This window comes from Caulobacter sp. GW821-FHT09A05, assembly GCF_059418465.1.
The window spans coordinates 30,674-46,847 of record NZ_JBWKPX010000035.1 but is presented as its reverse complement, the minus strand read 5'-3'; the positions used below and the strand labels follow the sequence as shown (position 1 = coordinate 46,847).

Below are 16,174 nucleotides of genomic sequence, written 5' to 3'. Positions count from 1 at the left end.
CCCTCAAGCCTCGCTTGAGAGAGTGAATCATGCCCAGTCCCGCACCGCTACGGACTTCTTCAACAGCCTGCTAGAGCGCGTTGGGCGAAAGTGTGAGCGGTTTCGCCCGCCAAACGCACTCTAGTGTTTGAATCTAGGACGGAGTTTGCCGACGGGGACAGGCCCATGGGCCTGTCCCCAACCGCCCCTCAGCCTTCCAGCGTCGCCCGCAGGAAGCGCGACTCCAGCCTGCGCACCACGACGACGATCCGCTCGCGTTCGGCGGGACGACGCTCGACCAGCAGACGGGCCACCTGGGCGTCGTCGTGGAAGGCGTAGCCCTTGATCGCGTCCAGCAGGGCCTTGGCCAGGTTGTCCAGGTCCATCCACGGCGGCTCACCGACGAACTCCATGCCGATCTCGACCGAGAACTCCCCCCAGGCCGGCCGCGAGCCGCGCCAGACCTTGCGGAAGAACTCGTAGATCAGCGGCTTGTAGTACTTGGCCTGGGTGGTCAGGCCGTCGACCACCAGGGTCAGCTCGCCGCCGTCCTCGCGAGCCCTGACCTTGCCGTGGTGCGTCCAGCCGTCGTCCCCAGGCGATGGCATGATCAGGCGATCGGTTCGACCTTGACGGCCGTGCCGTAGGCCAGGACCTCGGTGATGCCTTCCATGATCTCGTTGGCGTCGTAGCGCATGGCCAGGATGGCGTTGGCCCCCATCTCGGCGGCGTGGGCCACCAGCAGTTCGTAGGCCTCCTTGCGGGCAGCCTCGGCCAGGTCGACATAGATCGACAGCTTGCCGCCGAAGATCGACTGGATCGAACCGCCGATATTGCCGATCACGCTGCGCGAGCGGACGGTGACGCCGCGCACCAGGCCCAGGTGGGCGACGATACGGTGGCCGGGCAGGTCATTGGTGGTGGCGACGAGCATGGGACATCTCCTTGGCGTGAAACCGATATAGCCAAGGCCGGTGCGCCGCGTCCCCTACAAACCAACCATGGCCGCCAGCTTCAGCACCGTGTTCCAGTTGCGCGTGGTGCCCAACGGCGCGCGCTTGGTCTTCGCCCAGTCGCGGTCGAGCATCGAGCGGCCGATGCCGTCGGGATAGTCGATATAGAGCTCGCGCGTTCCCACCTTGAAGGTCTCGGGACCGGTGATCGCCGCGCGCAGCGTCGCCTCGTCGCCGTCCGGCAGCGACGCCTTCATGAAGTGCACCAGCAGGTGGTTGGGGTGGCTCCTGGCCTCGTCCGGATAGGGGTTGGCGTCGATGATCGCCTTCAGTTCGGCGGGGGTGCGGACGAAGAAGTCCGTGCGCAGGCCCATGCGCTTTTCCAACCCATCCTCCAGCCGCTTTTCCATCTCGGCGTCGGACGCGCCCTTCCCCCACAGCACCAGGTTGCCGCTGGCCAGCAGGGTCTTGGCGTCGTCGAAGCCCAGGTCCTGGGCCAGGCCCAGCAGGTCGTCCTTGAGCACCTTGCGACCGCCGACATTGACGCCGCGCAGCAACGCGATGTGAGGGCTCATGGGCGAACTCCGTTCCTTGATTGTTCCCGTGGTAGTCCGGCCGGGACCTGATCGCAAGCCGGGAGCGTTGCCCTGGGCGCGCCTTGGGTCTAGACCCCCGCTCGACCGTTTTTCCGGGAGACCCGCCGCATGACCGCCACGCGCAACGAGACCGACACCTTCGGCCCGATCGCCGTCGAGAACGACAAGTACTGGGGCGCCCAGGCCCAGCGCTCGCTCGGCAATTTCAAGATCGGCTGGGAGAAGCAGCCGCTTCCCGTCGTCCGGGCCCTCGGGATCGTCAAGCGCGCCGCCGCCGAGGCCAACCTGGCCCTGGGCAAGCTGGACCCGAAGATCGCCGAAACCATCGTCGCGGCCGCCAACGAGGTGATCGAGGGCAAGCTGAACGAGCACTTCCCCCTGGTGGTCTGGCAGACGGGCTCGGGCACCCAGTCGAACATGAACGCCAACGAGGTGATCTCCAACCGCGCCATCGAGATGCTGGGCGGCGAGATGGGCAGCAAGAAGCCCGTCCATCCCAACGACCACGTCAATATGAGCCAGTCGTCGAACGACACCTATCCGACGGCGATGCACGTGGCCTGCGCCGAGCAGATCGTCCACGACCTGCTTCCGGCCCTCAAGCATCTGCATGAGGCCCTGAAGGCCAAGTCCGACGCCTGGGCCAAGATCATCAAGATCGGCCGCACCCACACCCAGGACGCCACCCCCCTGACCCTGGGCCAGGAGTTCGGCGGCTACGCCCAGCAGGTGGCCAACGGCATCGAGCGCATCGAGCAGACCCTGCCCAAGCTGATGCAGCTGGCCCAGGGCGGCACCGCGGTCGGCACCGGCCTGAACGCCCCGGTCGGCTTCGCCGAAAAGGTGGCCGAGCAGATCGCCGCCATCACCGGCCTGCCCTTCACCACCGCCCCCAACAAGTTCGAGGCCCTGGCCGCCCACGACGCCATGGTCTTCAGCCACGGCGCGATCAACACCGTCGCCGCCAGCCTGTTCAAGATCGCCAACGACATCCGCTTCCTGGGCAGCGGCCCGCGCGCCGGCCTGGGCGAGCTCTCCCTGCCCGAGAACGAGCCCGGCTCGTCGATCATGCCGGGCAAGGTCAACCCGACCCAGTGCGAAGCCCTCACCCAGGTCTGCGTCCAGGTGTTCGGCAACCACGCCGCCGTCACCTTCGCCGGCAGCCAGGGTCATTTCGAGCTGAACGTCTTCAACCCGGTGATGGCCTACAACTTCCTGCAGTCGGTGCGGCTGGTGGCCGACGCGGCGATCAGCTTCACCGACAACTGCGTCGTCGGCATCGAGCCGCGCGTCGACAACATCGCCAAGGGCGTCGAGAACTCGCTGATGCTGGTCACGGCCCTGAACGGCAAGCTGGGCTACGACCTCTGCGCCAAGATCGCCAAGACCGCGCACAAGAACGGCACCACCCTGCGCGAGGAGGCCGTCGGCGGTGGCTACCTGACCAACGAGGAGTTCGACCAGTACGTCCGTCCCGAGAACATGATCTCGCCGGGCTAAGCGCATTCCGCCGAAGTGGACGCCGGTTCGGCGATCAGAATGCGCGCCAACTGGGAGTCTCTCTTGATCCAGCTGATCCGGATCATCGACGATCTGCCGGACGGCTTCCCCGCCCTCCTCGCCGACGCGGCGAGCGAGGGCGTCGGCAACATGGCGCGGCTGGCCGAAGGGTGGGCCGGCGGCGATCAGCGCTTCGACCGCGACGGCGAGGCCCTGCTGGGCGCGCTGCTGGCCGGTGAGCTGGCCGGCGTCGGCGGCCTTTCCGTCGAACCCGCTGCGGCCGAACCGGCCCGCCGCGTGCGCCGCTTCTATGTCCGCCCCGCCTTCCGCCGCCAGGGCGTGGCGCGCGCCCTGGCCTCGGCCCTGGCGCAGGAGGCCCTCGACCAGGTCGACCTCCTGACCTGCAACGCCGCCGCCTCCCCCGCCGCCGCGCTGTTCTGGGAGGCGCAGGGCTTTTCGCCAGACGGCTCGGGCCCTTGGACCCACGTGCTGCGGCGGAGCACCGGATGAACGCGCTCGCCAACTTCGCTCGCGACGGTGCGATGCATGTCCCGAACGTCCTGTCGCCCGAGGACCTTACGGTCCTGCGCGGCCTGGCCGACCAGGCGATCGGGGCCCGACCCGGCGCGCGGCTGCGCGACGCAGCCGTCCTCGACGCCGTCCTGGCCGCGACCGGCCCCGTCGGCGCCTTGGCCGTCCGCCTCACCTCCCCCGCCGCCCGCCGCCCGCCCGGTGCGAGCGGTAATGTTCGACAAGACCCCGGAGGCCAACTGGGCGGTGGCCTGGCACCAGGACCGCACCATACCCGTCGCCGCCCGCATCGAGGTCGAAGGCTTCGGCCCCTGGTCGACCAAGGACGGCCTGCTGCATGTGGCCCCGCCGTTCGCGATCCTGGCGCGGATGGTCACCTTGCGTGTCCACCTCGACCCCGTCGACGCCGCCAACGCGCCCTTGCGGGTGGCCCAGGGCTCGCATCGCCTGGGTCGCGTCGCGGCGGAGGACGCGGCCGCTCGCGCCGCAAAGCATGCCGTGATTGATTGCCTGGCTGAGGCTGGCGACGTCTGGGCCTACGCCACGCCGATCCTGCACGCCTCCGACCGCGCCGAACCGCCGCGCCGCCGCCGCGTGCTGCAGGTCGACTACGCCGACTTCGACCTGCCCGGCGGGCTCGCGTGGAGGGGACTGGGCGAGGATCACCCGACCTGTTGACCGGGCTCGGAGCGTGCTAGCCTTTGCCCATGGGCAAGGTCGAACTCGACATCGGCATCGATCCGGAACTGCTGGCGCAGGCCAAGCGGCTGGGCATTTCCGTCGCGGGCATGAGCGAGACGCAGCTGCGGCTGCATCTGCAGAAGGTCGACCCGACCGGCGCCGAGGAGCGCGCGCGGCGATGGGCGGAGGAGAACGCCGAGGCGATCAAGGAGCACAACGACTTCATCGAAGAGCACGGGCTGCTCTCGGATCATCTCCGGATCTGGTAGGTGCAGCAGTTCGATCTCTACGAAAACCCGGCGGCGTCGATACGGGGTGCCATCCCATTCGTGGTGGTGCTGTCCTCTCATCTGCTGGGCGAATTGACGGAAGTCATCGTCGCACCGGTTCTGGCCGGCCGAAGCGCGCCCCTGAACGCTTTCGAAATCGGAATCGAGCACGATGGAACGGTGCTGCTCATCAGCATCACGGGCATGACGGCCATTCGCCAACGTGATCTTCGACGACGCCTGGGTTCGGTTCAGCCCTACGAAGACGACATCCGTCGCGCCGTCGATCGCCTGTTCACCGGCTTCTGACGCCTAGCGCCGGTCCACCACCGTCCGACCGATCGGGGCGAGGGCCACGATGGCCAGTTGCAGGTCCTTGATCGCGAACGGGATGCCGATGATCGTCACCGCCTCGGCGACGGCGATCACCAGATGCGACAGGGCGATGTACCAGCCGCCCAGCACGAACCAGATCACGTTAAGGAGACAGCCCAGCGGACCCGTGCCCAGGTCCTCGCGGCCGGTCACCAGGTCGCGCGGCACGATCTCCTTGCCGAACGGCCAGAAGGCGAAGCCGGCGATGCGCCAGGCCGCGCCCGTATAGGGCAGGCCGACGACGGTGATCGCCAGCAGCAGGCCGCCCAGCAGCCACAGCAGGCCGCTGATCCATCCGCCCATGACGAACCACAAGATGTTGAGCAGCAGGCGGATCATGACGGTCTCCGACGGGCCGCGATCGAACGGCGCGGCCTAGGCGTGCGACGAATCGCGGTCGATGTCGAGCGGCGGCTTTTCGCGCCCCCGGGGACGTGACCTTGCCACAAGGTATCGCTATGTGACGCTCGAGAAACAAAAGGTCGCCGCGCCGATTCCGGACGCCGCGCCGCCACGAGGGCACGATGGGTCTGTTCCGCAAGAAGAAGCACCAGGCGATCTCGCTGCCGGTCGGCGTCGCCCCCGTCCCCGCCTCGGTGAAGTTCCGCGGCTGCACCTACCGCATGCCCGACCACTGGGTGATCACCAAGCAGCTGCTGGACGGCAAGGACTACGAGCCCTGGGTGCTGGACTACTTCCTGCAGACCCTGAAGCCCGGCATGACCGTGCTGGACGTCGGGGCCAGCTGGGGCGCCTTCGCCCTGCCGGCCGCCCGGAAGGTCGGTCCCGAGGGCCGGGTGATCGCCATCGAGATGAGCCCCGGCAACGGCCGGGTGATCCTGGAGAGCGCCAGGACCAACGCCATCGACAACATCCGCCTGATCCTGGTGGGCGTATCCGACACGCTGGAGACCGCCTTCCTGCGCCGCCAGACCATGCACAACAACCACCAGCTGGAACCGGCGGGCCAGGCCGCCCCGGACGACCTGAGCGACTACGACTTCGCCCCCGTCGTGCCGATCGACTTGCTGCGCGGCGAGCTGGGCCGGGTCGACGTGATGAAGATCGACATCGAGGGCATGGAATATCGCGCCTTCATGGGCGCCAAGGCCTTCATGGCCGAGCAGAAGCCGATCACCTTCCTGGAATACTCCCCGCGCTTCCAGGCCGAGACCTCGCGCGCCGAGGGCTCGGCCCTGCTGAGCTTCTTCCTGGACCTGGGTTACGGTGTCGAGATCCTGCACCGCAAGAAGAAGCGCGAGACGGTCAAGGGCGCCGACGCCGCCGAGGTGATCGCCAAGGTCGACGCGGCCTGGACCCGCCACGTCGAGGACGACAACGGCACGCACCTGGACCTGTGCCTGAAGGCGTCGGGTTAGGCTTCTTCGCCATAAAACGGGTTGTCATCCCGGGCGTAGCGAAGCGAAGACCCGGGACCGCCGGAAGCGCTGAGTTCACGCGTCGGTCCCGGATCGGCGCGCTGCGCGCTTGTCCGGGATGACAGTCTCTTTGCCTACCTGATCAGCTGCCACCGCTTCGCCCACCGCCCCTTGCCGAAGCGCGTGAGGATCAGCAGGTAGAGGCCGGCATAGATCACCGTGCCGACGCCGATGATCGCCATCGCCCAGGGACCCGGCGCATGCCAGGGCGGCGGCGCCAGCCAAGGGTGCGGCGGGGCCGTCAGCTCCAGCCACAGCCCACCCACCCAGGCCAGCGAGAACAGCAGCACGGCCGGATAGCGCAGCAGCGGGCTCTTCTGGACCAGCGGCAGGAACTGGGCGAAGGCCACGGCCAGGCCGGCGGCGACGGCCGCGCCGGCGGTCAGCCAGCCTTCGTGGGCCAGGGCCTTGACCCGAACCGCCGCCGAGGCGCCCGCCCACAGCGGAGCCCACAGCACCGGGCCGAACATCAGCAGCAGGACGCAAAAGCCGATCACCACGCCCAGGCCGCCGCCGATCACCTGGCCGGCAGCCTCGCCAGCGCGGTGGGCGTGGTCGTGCGGGTCGTCGCGGGAGGTTTCTGAGGAGGCCCGCCGCCCCGCCCTGGCCATGTCAGGCCCGCCGGCTGACCGCGAAGTCGGCCAGGCTCTCAAGGCTGGAACGCCAGTCGTTGGCCGGGAAGCCCGACAGCGCGGCCTTGGCCTTGTCGGCATAGGCCGCGGCCAGGTCGAGCGTGGCCTCCAGCGCCCCGGTGCCGACGATCAGTTCGCGGGCCCGGCGGAAGTCGGCCTCGGTCTGGTCGCGGCGGCCGATGGCCCGCTCCCAGAACTCGGCCTCGCGCGGGCCCGAGCGGGCGATGGCCAGCAGCAGCGGCAGCGTCGCCTTGCCCTCGCGGAAATCGTCGCCGGCGTTCTTGCCCAGCGCCTCGGTCGTGCCGCCATAGTCCAGGGCGTCGTCGGCCAGCTGGAACGCCAGGCCGAGATTCATGCCGTAGGCGCGCAGGGCGTCCGACTGGGCGGGCGAAACGCCGGCCGAGACGCCGCCGGCTTCCGACGCCGCGGCGAACAGCTCGGCGGTCTTGGCGGCGATGATTTCCAGGTAGAGGGCCTGCGACAGGTTCAGGTCGTGGCTGCGGGTGAGCTGCAGCACCTCGCCCTCGGCGATGACCCGGCTGGCCTTGGCCAGGATCTCCAGCGCCTTCATCGAGCTGGTTTCGACCATCAGCTCGAAGGCCCGGGCGAACAGGAAGTCGCCGACCAGCACGCTTTGCGCCGCGCCCCAGATCAGGTGGGCCGCGACCTTGCCGCGCCGCAGCTGGCTGCCGTCGACCACGTCGTCGTGCAGCAGGGTGGCGGTGTGGATGAACTCGACGGCGGCGGCCAGCTTCAGGCAGGTGTCGTTGTCCGAGCCAGCCAGGCGCGCGGCGGCCACGGTCAGCAGCGGACGCAGGCGCTTGCCGCCGGCGGCGATCAGGTGCTCGGCCAGGGCGGGGATGACCGGCACTTCGCTCTGCATGCGCGCGGTGATCAGGGCGTCGACCCCGGCCATGTCGGCGGCGGCCAGCCGCACGAGACGATCCACCGATCCCGGCTCCCGGGCGAGGGTCGCTGCAGCTGCGTCCAAAACCATACTCTCCCTGCTGACGCCCGCCGGCGGTCGGCGTACGCCTCGCGTCCCTTGGGCTTGATCAGCCGTTGCGAGCGACAATGGTGGCGGGATAGGTCAGGGTCAAGGCGAGCACAAGGCTTGAAACGTTGCCGAACGAGATACCCGCGCCCATCAGCCCGCCAAGCGTCACCGAAGACGCCGTTCTGGACGGCCGCGTGCGGCTGCGCCAACCCGTGGCGGGCTACCGGGCGGGCATGGACGCGGCCCTGCTGGCGGCGACCTGCGACGCGAAGGCCGGCGAGCGGGTGATCGAGGCCGGCTGCGGGGTCGGCGGCGCGCTGCTGGCGGCGGCCGTACGGCGTCCTGGCGCCCGATTCGTCGGGCTGGAGCGCGATCCCCTCGCGGTCGACCTGGCGCGGGGCAATGCGGCGCTCAATGCGCTCCAGGACCGGGTCGAGATCGTCGGCGGCGACGTCGAGCGGAGCTTCCGCGCCCTGGACCTGCCGGTGTTCGACGCGGTCATGAGCAATCCGCCGTTCTTCGACGACCCCGCCGCGCTGCGCGCGCCCGCGCCGGAGAAGTCCGGCGCCTGGATGGCCGACGGCGGGCTGGCGGCCTGGACCGCCTTCTGCCTGAAGGCCGTCCGCGAGGGCGGGACCATCACCCTGATCCACCGCGCCGACCGCCTGGCCGACCTTCTGGCCCTGCTGGCCCCCAAGGCCGGCTCTTTCCGGATCCGCCCCGTCGCGCCCTTCGCCGACGTCCCGGCCAAGCGGGTGATCCTCCGGGCGATCAAGACCGGCAAGGCCCCGCTGGTCCTGCTGCCGCCCCTGGTCCTGCACGACCGCGAGGGGACGGGCCACTCGGCGGCGGCCGAGGCGATCCTGCGGGGGGACGCGGCGCTGGGGTGGGGTTGACCCCGCCCTACTCGGCGTAAAGCGCCAGCGCCTCCAGGCACATCTCCAGCCCGGTCAGGTCATGCAACGGATTGTCGGTGATGATCACGAACAGCCGGCGGGCCTCGGCCCACAGCATCAGGGTCTCGGGCAGGCCGAAGTCCTCGACCACGCAGCCGTCGCCGTCGCGCCAGACGCCGTGCTCGTCGCGCTGGGCGCCGACATGCACCTCGACCCGGTCGACATATTCGGCCTCGCTCTCATCGGCGACGTTGACATAGGCCATGAGCGGCCGCCCCAGCCCGGCCAGCACCCCGGCCTCGAAGGCGGCGGCGCTGGCGCAGGAAGGACCGCGGAACGGCGTCAGGTTGATGATCCCGGCGTCGGCCTGCCGCAGCTTGGCCATCCTCTCGGCATAGAGTTCGCGGGCCTGGACCTCGACATTGTCGGCCTGGGTCTCGACGATGGCCGGCGCGGTCAGGCCGGTGAAGCCGTTGTCCGCGCAGAAGGCGCGCTGGCGCGCGGCCTGGGCCTCGGCGTCGGGAAGCCAGGGCTCGGGGCCGGCCAGCCAGATGGAACGTACGGGTCTCATGCCCCTTACAACTTGCCGAAACGAGACGCTGTCAACCGCCTTGAGGACCATGCCCGTTTTAAACCGCCGCACCCTGATCGCCATCGCGGCCGCCGGCCTGGCCTCGCCGGGCCTCGCCCCCGCCCTCGCCCGGGCCGCCGCGAGCGACCCGTGGCTGGCCTATGACCGCCGCCTGCGCCGCCAGCTGGCCGAGAGCCGGGGCGATTTCGACGCCGATTTCGACGCCGATTTCGAGGCCGACCTGCGCGACCTGGGCGACATCTTCCGGCGGGGCCGAGGCCTTTCCGAGCTGGCGCCCGATCCCGGCCTGACCCTGGCGGCCCGCGCCCACGCCGCCGACCTCGCCCGCACCGGGGTCTTCGACCACATGACCCGCGAGGGCTTCGGCCCGGCCGCGCGGGTGGGCCTGCTGGCCCGCGACCTGGTCGGCGCGCCGGCCGAGAACATCGCAGAGCGCCTGAACGCCGACGGGGCGGTGCGGCCCGACCAGATCATGGGCCAGTGGAAGGGCAGCGCCGGCCACCGCGCCAACCTGCTGGCGCCGGGCTTCACCCATGTCGGCTACGGCGTGCTGCGCCGGGGCCGCGAGGTGATCGCCGTGGGGGCCTATGCCGAGGTCTCCGCGCGGCTGGCCGCCCCCGCCCCGCTGCGGGCCGCCTCGGTCGCCGCCATCGCCGCGGCCCTGGCGAACGCCACCCCGAGCATCAGCCAGTTCTCGGTCTCCGAGCCCGGCGCCGAGGCCCTGATCGAGACCTATCTGGAAAGCCCCGGCGCCCGGACCCTGCCGCCTGGCGCCTGGCAGTTGCGCCCCCACCTGTCGACCGGCGCGCGCAAGTACCAGGTGGCCTGGGGGCCGGTGTTCGTGCTGGGCTAGAGAGCTACCGTGCTCGCGTCGCCGATCGTTCCCGCCACGCCCCCGGCCGCGAACGGCCGAGGGCTTCGCCGAGGTCACGCATTGGCGCCCAGGTCGATCAACAGTGCGTCCAACTGCTCGAACTGCTCGGGCAGGCCGGCCGCCGAGCCTTGGATCGCCTCGTCGCAGGCTTCCTTGGTGGGGTAGAGTTCGCTCAGCGTCAGCAGCGTCCTGCCACCCTGGTCGGCGAAGGTGACGGTGGTCACCGCGCCGGCGTCGCCGCTTTCCTCGTTGGTCCAGACGATGCGCGAGGGTGGCGTCACCTCGAGGTACTTGCCGTAGAAGGCCATGGAATTGGCGGCCTCCAGCCCGAACTCGAGGTGATAGCCGCCTCCGGTGCGGACATCCATCTCGCAGGACCGCAGAGGCACGCCCAACGACTTTGGAACCCACCACCGCTGGAACAGCTCGGGCTTGGCCCAGGCTTCGAACACGATCCGCGGCGGGCCGTCGAAGACGCGCGTGACGACCAGCTCCAGGTCCGACTTGCGCTCCACCACCGTGCGGTTCTTCCGGGGTGCGGGTTCGCTGCTATCTCCGTCCATCCAAGTCCTCCTTCTGTTTCAAGTCTTCGACGATCTCGTCCAGCGCCTCGAAGCGGAGGTCCCAGCGTCGGCGGTAGCGTTCAATCCAGGCGGCCTCGTCCTCCAGCCCGCCCACGTTCAGCCGGCAGGTGCGCACGCGCCCGATCTTCTCCGTTGTCACCAGCCCCGCCCGCTCCAGCACGCTGACGTGCTTCTTCATGCCCGTGAGAGTCATGTCGAACCGATCGGCGAGGTCCGTGATCGACGCGTCCGCGCGGCCGAGCTGCTCCAGCACGCCGCGCCGGGTGGCGTCCGAGAGCGCGGTGAACGAGACATCGAGGCGGGCGGCTGAATGCTGAACCATGTAGTTCAGTATGTGGCGCGGATCGGCGACGCGCAAGCCACAAATGAAAAGCCCCCGGCCTGTGGGGCCGGGGGCTTGGTGGGATCCACCGGGTCGCGAAGCCTAGTTCTTGGCCACGTCCACCAGCTTGTTCTTGGCGATCCAGGGCATCATGGCCCGCAGGCGGCCGCCGACTTCCTCGATCTGGTGCTCGGCCGAGCGGCGACGGGTCGCCTTGAAGCTCGGCTGGCCGACCTGGTTTTCCAGCATGAAGTCGCGGACGAACTTGCCCGACTGGATGTCGTCCAGCACGCGCTTCATCTCGGCCTTGGTCTCGGCGGTGATGATGCGCGGGCCGGTGACGTACTCGCCGTACTCGGCCGTGTTGCTGATCGAGTAGTTCATGTTGGCGATACCGCCTTCGTACATCAGGTCGACGATCAGCTTCAGCTCGTGCAGGCACTCGAAATAGGCCATTTCCGGCGCGTAGCCGGCTTCCACCAGCACTTCGAAGCCGGCGCGGACCAGCTCGACCGTGCCGCCGCAGAGGACGGCCTGCTCGCCGAACAGGTCGGTTTCGCATTCCTCGCGGAAGTTGGTCTCGATGATGCCCGAGCGACCGCCGCCGATGGCCGAAGCGTAGGCCAGGCCGAGGTCCAGGGCGTTGCCGGTGGCGTTGTGGTGCACCGCGATCAGGCAGGGCACGCCGCCGCCCTTCTGGTACTCGCCGCGCACGGTGTGGCCCGGGCCCTTGGGGGCGACCATCAGCACGTCGATGGTGTCCTTGGGCTCGATCAGGCCGAAGTGGACGTTCAGGCCGTGGGCGAACAGCAGGGCCGCGCCGTCGCGGATGTTGGGTGCGATGTCGTTCTTGTAGATCGCGGCCTGGTGCTCGTCGGGCGCCAGGATCATCAGCAGGTCGGCCCAGGCGGCGGCCTCGGCCACGGTCATGACCTTCAGGCCTTCGCCCTCGGCCTTCTTGGCGGTCGGCGAACCGGCGCGCAGGGCGACGGCGACGTTGGTCGCGCCCGAGTCCCGAAGGTTGAGGGCATGCGCGTGACCTTGCGAACCATAGCCTACGATCGCGATCTTCTTGTCCAGGATGCGGGCGAGGTCGGCGTCGCGATCATAATAGACGCGCATGTTTTTTCTCCAGGACTTGGTCAATATGGCCGCCCCGCGCAACGGCGGAGCGACAAAGGCCGGGCGTTTGAGCGTTTTTTTGCCGTTTCGTCAAGGCGATGACGACAGAACGTTGTGACCGGAAGGCCTCTGTGGCGACGTTTTAGACGCTGGGGCGCTTCCCCGCCATGGCCAGCCCTCGAGAAGCCGCGACGAACGCCCCGATTGTCGCCCCCGACCGCCTGTGAACCGCCGGGGTGGTCGGCGAGCAGGCGGCGAAATCGACGACGAAGTCTAGGCCGCCGCGGCGGCGCCAGGTCCAACGCCTTCGCATCCCTTGGCGGGAACCCTCCCAGGGCGCCGCTGCACGGATCGCGATGCCGATAAATGCAATTTTAGAGGGAATTAATGAATAACTTTGACTCATGGTTGTATTGAGAGCATGGTCGCTCCACACACAACCCATAAGCGAGGAAACCACGGACATGAGCGAAATAATTGACATCGAGATCGTCGTCGACACGGCCAACCTGATGGCGTCCATCCCCAGTCCGAGCAAGGATCCCCGGAGCCCCACCCCCGTGGGACACAACTACGCCTACATGATCGCGCCCAACGAATACGTGAAAAGCGGCCAGGCCTCGGGCGATCTGTCGATTTCGGTGGATGTCGGCGACACCATCCGTTGGCGCATGACGTCGCAGTCCGGCAACACCAGCTATTCGGCGAACCTGCAGAATATCCAGCGGTTCGCGAACGACCAGATCACCGGAACCATGACCGGGGAGCTGATCCAACCGCAGACGCCGGTGCCCGGCACGACGCCCGGCACAATCGCCCTGCCCCCGACCTACGTCACGACGCCGCAGTACGACTTCTATCTGACGGCCGACATCGTCGAGGCCGGCACCGAGAGCTACAACGTCTCGTTCGTCGTGCTTCAATACCATGCGGGCAGCCTGAACGTGGTGGGCTACTTCATCTGGGATCCGATGATCACCGCGTCCTGACCAACAGCCCCGGGCGACGCGAGCCCGTTCGCGACGCAAGAAAGCCGCGCCTCGACCGAGGCGCGGCTTTCGTCCTTCAGGGGCGCGGCGATCGCGAAGGCCGCGCGCCCGACATCACCAGAACAGGTCGTAGTAGACGCTCAGCACCTGGCCGCTCCAGACGTCGACCAGTACCGCGTCGTCGCCGACCCGCACCCACTCGCAGCCGATGGGCGGATACGGCAGGCCGTACCGCCAGGCGTCCAGATAGTAGGACGAGCCGTACCAGCCGCCCGGCAGGTAGTCGCCGAACGACCAGTGGCGCGCATAGAAGCCGCGCGGATAGCGGTAGGCCGGAACCCGGTAGCGCTGCGTGGCGCGATAGGACGGCCGGTAGCGGCGCTGGTCGTAGCGTTGGCGATCGTTGTCGCGGTCACGCCACTGACCATTGTGGCCCGGACGGCCGTAGTCGGGACGGCCCTGGTCCGGACGTCCCGGACCCCGGTCCCAGCCGCCGTTGCGATCGCCGCGATCCCCCCAGTTCCGGTCGCCGCGGTTCCGGTCGCCCCGATTTTGGTCACCCCGATTTTGGTCACCACGGTTCTGGTCGCCGCGATCCCAGCGGCCGTCGCGACCGTCTCGCCCTCGCCAGCCGTCCCGGTCGCCGCCTTCCCGCGAGCTGCGAGCCTGGGGCGCGGTCGGGGCTTGCGGAGGCTGCACGGGCTGCTGGGCCTCGGGCGCCGGCCGGGCGCCGCCGTTCCAGTCGGGACGCCCGCCGCGATCACCGCGATCACCGCGATCGCCACGTTCCCCGCGCGACTGGCGCCAGGCGCCGCGATCGCCGCCGCCCAAAGGCTGCTGTTGCGGCTGGGCCTGGGGCTGCTGGGGCTGAGCCTGTTGCTGGCGCCAGCCGCCGCCTTCGCCGCGCCCGCCTTCCCGGCTCGCGCCGCGTTCGCCGCGACGATCCGGGCGATCCTGCCCGGCCCCGGCGGCTTCCGCCGCGACGCCGCCCATCAGGGACAGGATCATCGCGGTCGTAATCAGACGTTTCATGTCTTTCCAAGTGCTCCAGGAGGCCCTTGCGCTGGCCCCGTCGCTCATCCCTTGTATGGAAGTGTCGGCCTTGCTCCATGAACCGCGTTTGAACGATGCCGCCTATCCAAGATTGTCCGAAGGGGGATCCGCCATGACCGCCAAACCACAGGACGTGCTGGGCTTCTGGACCGCCGCCGGTCCCGGCAAGTGGTTCGCCAAGTCCGACGCCTTCGACGACGCCATCCGCCTGAAGTTCGAGCCGGTCCACCTGGCCGCCGCCCGGGGCAAGTACGACGCCTGGGCCGCCGACGCGTCCAATGGGGCCGAGGGCGCCCTGGCCCTGGTGATCCTGCTGGACCAGTTCCCCCGCAACCTCTACCGCGACAGCGGCCACGCCTTCGCGACCGACGGCAAGGCCCGCGCCATCGCCGCCGCCGCCGTGGCCGCCGGCCACGACAAGGCCGTCGCGCCCGAGCTGCGGCCGTTCTTCTACCTGCCCTACGAGCACTCCGAATCCCTGGCCGACCAGGACACCAGCATCGCCCTGTTCGAGGGGCTGCTGAAGGACACCGGCGACGCCGACAGCCTCAAATGGGCCATCGCGCACCGGGACATCATCGCGCGCTTCGGCCGCTTTCCCCACCGAAACAAGGCCTTGGGCCGAAGCACGACAGCGGCCGAGCAGGCCTTCCTGGACGAAGGCGGCTTCGCCGGCTGACGCGAGCTTGGCCGAGCCCATCGCGCAAGCTAAGGTTGGCGCTCGCAGTCAGGGATTACTGGAGCACATCATGAAACTGCTATCGGGCCTGCTCACGGCCGGCGCCACGCTGTCAATCCTCGCGCCGAGCGCGGCCCTGGCCCAGGCCAAGCCGAGCAACGCCCAGAAACTCCAGACCCAGGCGGTCGCCGAGATTCCCCGTTGCTCCCGCAAGCTGGGCACCCTGTCGATCATGGACGGCGACGACACCCGCGGCTGGATGCAGTACAATCTGGCCTCGCCGCAGAAGCTGCTGAAGGCCATGGTCCAGAAGTCGGGCTGCTTCAACCTGGTCGACCGGGGCGCGGGCCTGAACGCGGCGCAGATCGAGCGCAACATCGGCGGCAACCTGGGCCTGCAGCGCGGCTCCAATGTCGGCCAGGGCCAGATCAAGGCCGCCGACTACGTGCTGGTGGCCGAGGTCCAGGCCAGCGACAGCAACGCCGGCGGCGGCGCGGTGGCCGGCGCCCTCGGCGGCCTGATCGGCGGTCGCGTCGGCGGCCTGGTCGGCGGCATCAAGACCAAGAAGCTGGAAGCCAACACCGTGCTGTCCCTGACCAACGTGCGCACCACCGAGACCATGGCGGTGCAGGAAGGCTACGCGGCCAAGAACGACATCGGCTGGGGCGCGGGCGGCGGCTGGGGCTTCGGCGGGGCCGTCGGCGGCGGCTACGAGGACACCGAGATCGGCCGGATCATCACCCTGTCGTTCATCAACAGCTACACCAAGCTGGTCACGGACCTGGGCCTGCTGTCGACCACCACCACGGCCGCGGCGGACGCGCCGTCCAAGACCTTCGTGGCCACCCGCGTGACCAACATGCGCGCCACGGCCGCAGCCGGCGGCAAGCTGATCCGCGCCCTGCCCGCCGGCGCCATCGTCTATCCGACCGGGACCAAGAACGGCCTGTGGTGGGAAGTGGCCGACGAGAACGACAATGTCGGCTGGGTGCTGAACACCGGCCTGGAACCGGCGCGGTAACGCCGGCGACAGGTTCACGACAAGGCGCCCCGCCCGAGACCTCGAGCGGGGCGTTTTTGTGATTGGCCATCGCCGCGATTCGCGTAGGAC

22 protein-coding genes are annotated in these 16,174 nt (G+C 69.1%); 11 read left to right on the top strand and 11 right to left on the bottom strand.

The window, feature by feature from the left end; genetic code table 11:
• Positions 1–188: 188 nt before the first annotated feature.
• The 3 genes from AC07NX_RS23050 to AC07NX_RS23040 are packed head-to-tail and all read right to left on the bottom strand — an operon-like array spanning position 189 to position 1,507.
• A complete protein-coding gene (locus AC07NX_RS23050; RefSeq protein ID WP_494645031.1) occupies positions 189–587 on the bottom strand; it encodes a RusA family crossover junction endodeoxyribonuclease in 399 nt (132 codons plus the stop codon).
• Positions 588–589: 2 nt separating this feature from the next.
• Positions 590–913, bottom strand: a complete 324-nt coding sequence (locus tag AC07NX_RS23045; protein ID WP_494645029.1) for a YbjQ family protein — start codon at positions 911–913, stop codon at positions 590–592.
• Between the two features lie 54 nt (positions 914–967).
• A complete protein-coding gene (locus tag AC07NX_RS23040; protein ID WP_494645027.1) occupies positions 968–1,507 on the bottom strand; it encodes a DUF1697 domain-containing protein in 540 nt (179 codons plus the stop codon).
• Between the two features lie 129 nt (positions 1,508–1,636).
• On the opposite strand from AC07NX_RS23040, the gene fumC reads away from it, so the two are divergent.
• From fumC to AC07NX_RS23015, 5 genes are all read left to right on the top strand, one after another.
• Complete coding sequence (fumC, locus tag AC07NX_RS23035) at positions 1,637–3,028, top strand: class II fumarate hydratase (RefSeq protein WP_494645025.1); 1,392 nt, start codon at positions 1,637–1,639, stop codon at positions 3,026–3,028.
• Between the two features lie 63 nt (positions 3,029–3,091).
• The gene (locus tag AC07NX_RS23030; RefSeq protein ID WP_494645023.1) at positions 3,092–3,538 is read left to right on the top strand and encodes a GNAT family N-acetyltransferase; all 447 of its coding nucleotides are present in this window, start codon (positions 3,092–3,094) and stop codon (positions 3,536–3,538) included.
• Between the two features lie 234 nt (positions 3,539–3,772).
• A complete protein-coding gene (locus AC07NX_RS23025; RefSeq protein ID WP_494645021.1) occupies positions 3,773–4,237 on the top strand; it encodes a phytanoyl-CoA dioxygenase family protein in 465 nt (154 codons plus the stop codon).
• Between the two features lie 29 nt (positions 4,238–4,266).
• The gene (locus AC07NX_RS23020; protein WP_494645019.1) at positions 4,267–4,509 is read left to right on the top strand and encodes a type II toxin-antitoxin system CcdA family antitoxin; all 243 of its coding nucleotides are present in this window, start codon (positions 4,267–4,269) and stop codon (positions 4,507–4,509) included.
• A complete protein-coding gene (locus tag AC07NX_RS23015; RefSeq protein ID WP_494645017.1) occupies positions 4,510–4,818 on the top strand; it encodes a CcdB family protein in 309 nt (102 codons plus the stop codon).
• A gap of 3 nt (positions 4,819–4,821) precedes the next feature.
• Here AC07NX_RS23015 and AC07NX_RS23010 read toward each other — a convergent pair whose 3' ends face one another.
• The gene (locus AC07NX_RS23010; protein ID WP_145686877.1) at positions 4,822–5,223 is read right to left on the bottom strand and encodes a YccF domain-containing protein; all 402 of its coding nucleotides are present in this window, start codon (positions 5,221–5,223) and stop codon (positions 4,822–4,824) included.
• Positions 5,224–5,408: 185 nt separating this feature from the next.
• On the opposite strand from AC07NX_RS23010, the gene AC07NX_RS23005 reads away from it, so the two are divergent.
• The gene (locus AC07NX_RS23005) at positions 5,409–6,263 is read left to right on the top strand and encodes an FkbM family methyltransferase (RefSeq protein WP_494645014.1); all 855 of its coding nucleotides are present in this window, start codon (positions 5,409–5,411) and stop codon (positions 6,261–6,263) included.
• Positions 6,264–6,397: 134 nt separating this feature from the next.
• Here AC07NX_RS23005 and AC07NX_RS23000 read toward each other — a convergent pair whose 3' ends face one another.
• The gene (locus AC07NX_RS23000) at positions 6,398–6,934 is read right to left on the bottom strand and encodes a hypothetical protein (RefSeq protein ID WP_494645012.1); all 537 of its coding nucleotides are present in this window, start codon (positions 6,932–6,934) and stop codon (positions 6,398–6,400) included.
• 1 nt (position 6,935) lies between these two features.
• On the bottom strand, positions 6,936–7,946 hold the full coding sequence (locus AC07NX_RS22995) for a polyprenyl synthetase family protein (RefSeq protein ID WP_494645010.1): 1,011 nt from the start codon (positions 7,944–7,946) through the stop codon (positions 6,936–6,938).
• Positions 7,947–8,146: 200 nt separating this feature from the next.
• Between AC07NX_RS22995 and AC07NX_RS22990 the strand changes: the two genes are divergently transcribed.
• A complete protein-coding gene (locus tag AC07NX_RS22990) occupies positions 8,147–8,848 on the top strand; it encodes a tRNA1(Val) (adenine(37)-N6)-methyltransferase (protein WP_494645007.1) in 702 nt (233 codons plus the stop codon).
• Positions 8,849–8,855: 7 nt separating this feature from the next.
• On the opposite strand, the gene AC07NX_RS22985 is transcribed toward AC07NX_RS22990, so the two are convergent.
• Positions 8,856–9,419: a nucleoside 2-deoxyribosyltransferase gene (locus AC07NX_RS22985; protein WP_035070864.1), complete on the bottom strand. Its 564-nt coding sequence runs from the start codon at positions 9,417–9,419 to the stop codon at positions 8,856–8,858.
• A gap of 49 nt (positions 9,420–9,468) precedes the next feature.
• Here AC07NX_RS22985 and AC07NX_RS22980 point away from each other — a divergent pair, with 49 nt between their 5' ends.
• Positions 9,469–10,293 (top strand): CAP domain-containing protein, encoded by an 825-nt coding sequence (locus AC07NX_RS22980; RefSeq protein ID WP_494645005.1) that lies wholly within the window; start codon positions 9,469–9,471, stop codon positions 10,291–10,293.
• 74 nt (positions 10,294–10,367) lie between these two features.
• Here AC07NX_RS22980 and AC07NX_RS22975 read toward each other — a convergent pair whose 3' ends face one another.
• From AC07NX_RS22975 to ilvC, 3 genes are all read right to left on the bottom strand, one after another.
• Positions 10,368–10,877 carry an SRPBCC family protein gene (locus tag AC07NX_RS22975; RefSeq protein WP_494645004.1) on the bottom strand — a complete coding sequence of 170 codons (510 nt, stop codon included), beginning with the start codon at positions 10,875–10,877 and terminating at the stop codon, positions 10,368–10,370.
• Entirely contained in the window at positions 10,864–11,220 is a 357-nt protein-coding gene (locus AC07NX_RS22970) for an ArsR/SmtB family transcription factor (protein WP_494645033.1), read from the bottom strand. The genes AC07NX_RS22975 and AC07NX_RS22970 overlap by 14 nt, the downstream gene beginning before the upstream one ends.
• 102 nt (positions 11,221–11,322) lie before the next feature.
• Positions 11,323–12,342 (bottom strand): ketol-acid reductoisomerase, encoded by a 1,020-nt coding sequence (ilvC, locus tag AC07NX_RS22965; protein WP_035070870.1) that lies wholly within the window; start codon positions 12,340–12,342, stop codon positions 11,323–11,325.
• 464 nt (positions 12,343–12,806) lie between these two features.
• Between ilvC and AC07NX_RS22960 the strand changes: the two genes are divergently transcribed.
• Entirely contained in the window at positions 12,807–13,331 is a 525-nt protein-coding gene (locus AC07NX_RS22960) for an inclusion body family protein (protein WP_494645003.1), read from the top strand.
• Positions 13,332–13,445: 114 nt separating this feature from the next.
• On the opposite strand, the gene AC07NX_RS22955 is transcribed toward AC07NX_RS22960, so the two are convergent.
• Positions 13,446–14,363 carry an RcnB family protein gene (locus AC07NX_RS22955; RefSeq protein WP_494645002.1) on the bottom strand — a complete coding sequence of 306 codons (918 nt, stop codon included), beginning with the start codon at positions 14,361–14,363 and terminating at the stop codon, positions 13,446–13,448.
• A gap of 133 nt (positions 14,364–14,496) precedes the next feature.
• On the opposite strand from AC07NX_RS22955, the gene AC07NX_RS22950 reads away from it, so the two are divergent.
• Together AC07NX_RS22950 and AC07NX_RS22945 are read left to right on the top strand one after the other, a co-directional pair.
• Positions 14,497–15,063 carry a DUF924 family protein gene (locus AC07NX_RS22950; RefSeq protein ID WP_494645000.1) on the top strand — a complete coding sequence of 189 codons (567 nt, stop codon included), beginning with the start codon at positions 14,497–14,499 and terminating at the stop codon, positions 15,061–15,063.
• A 70-nt stretch (positions 15,064–15,133) separates the two neighbouring features.
• Positions 15,134–16,084, top strand: coding sequence for a CsgG/HfaB family protein (locus AC07NX_RS22945; protein ID WP_494644999.1), 951 nt, complete (start codon positions 15,134–15,136; stop codon positions 16,082–16,084).
• The last annotated feature ends 90 nt before the right edge of the window (positions 16,085–16,174 follow it).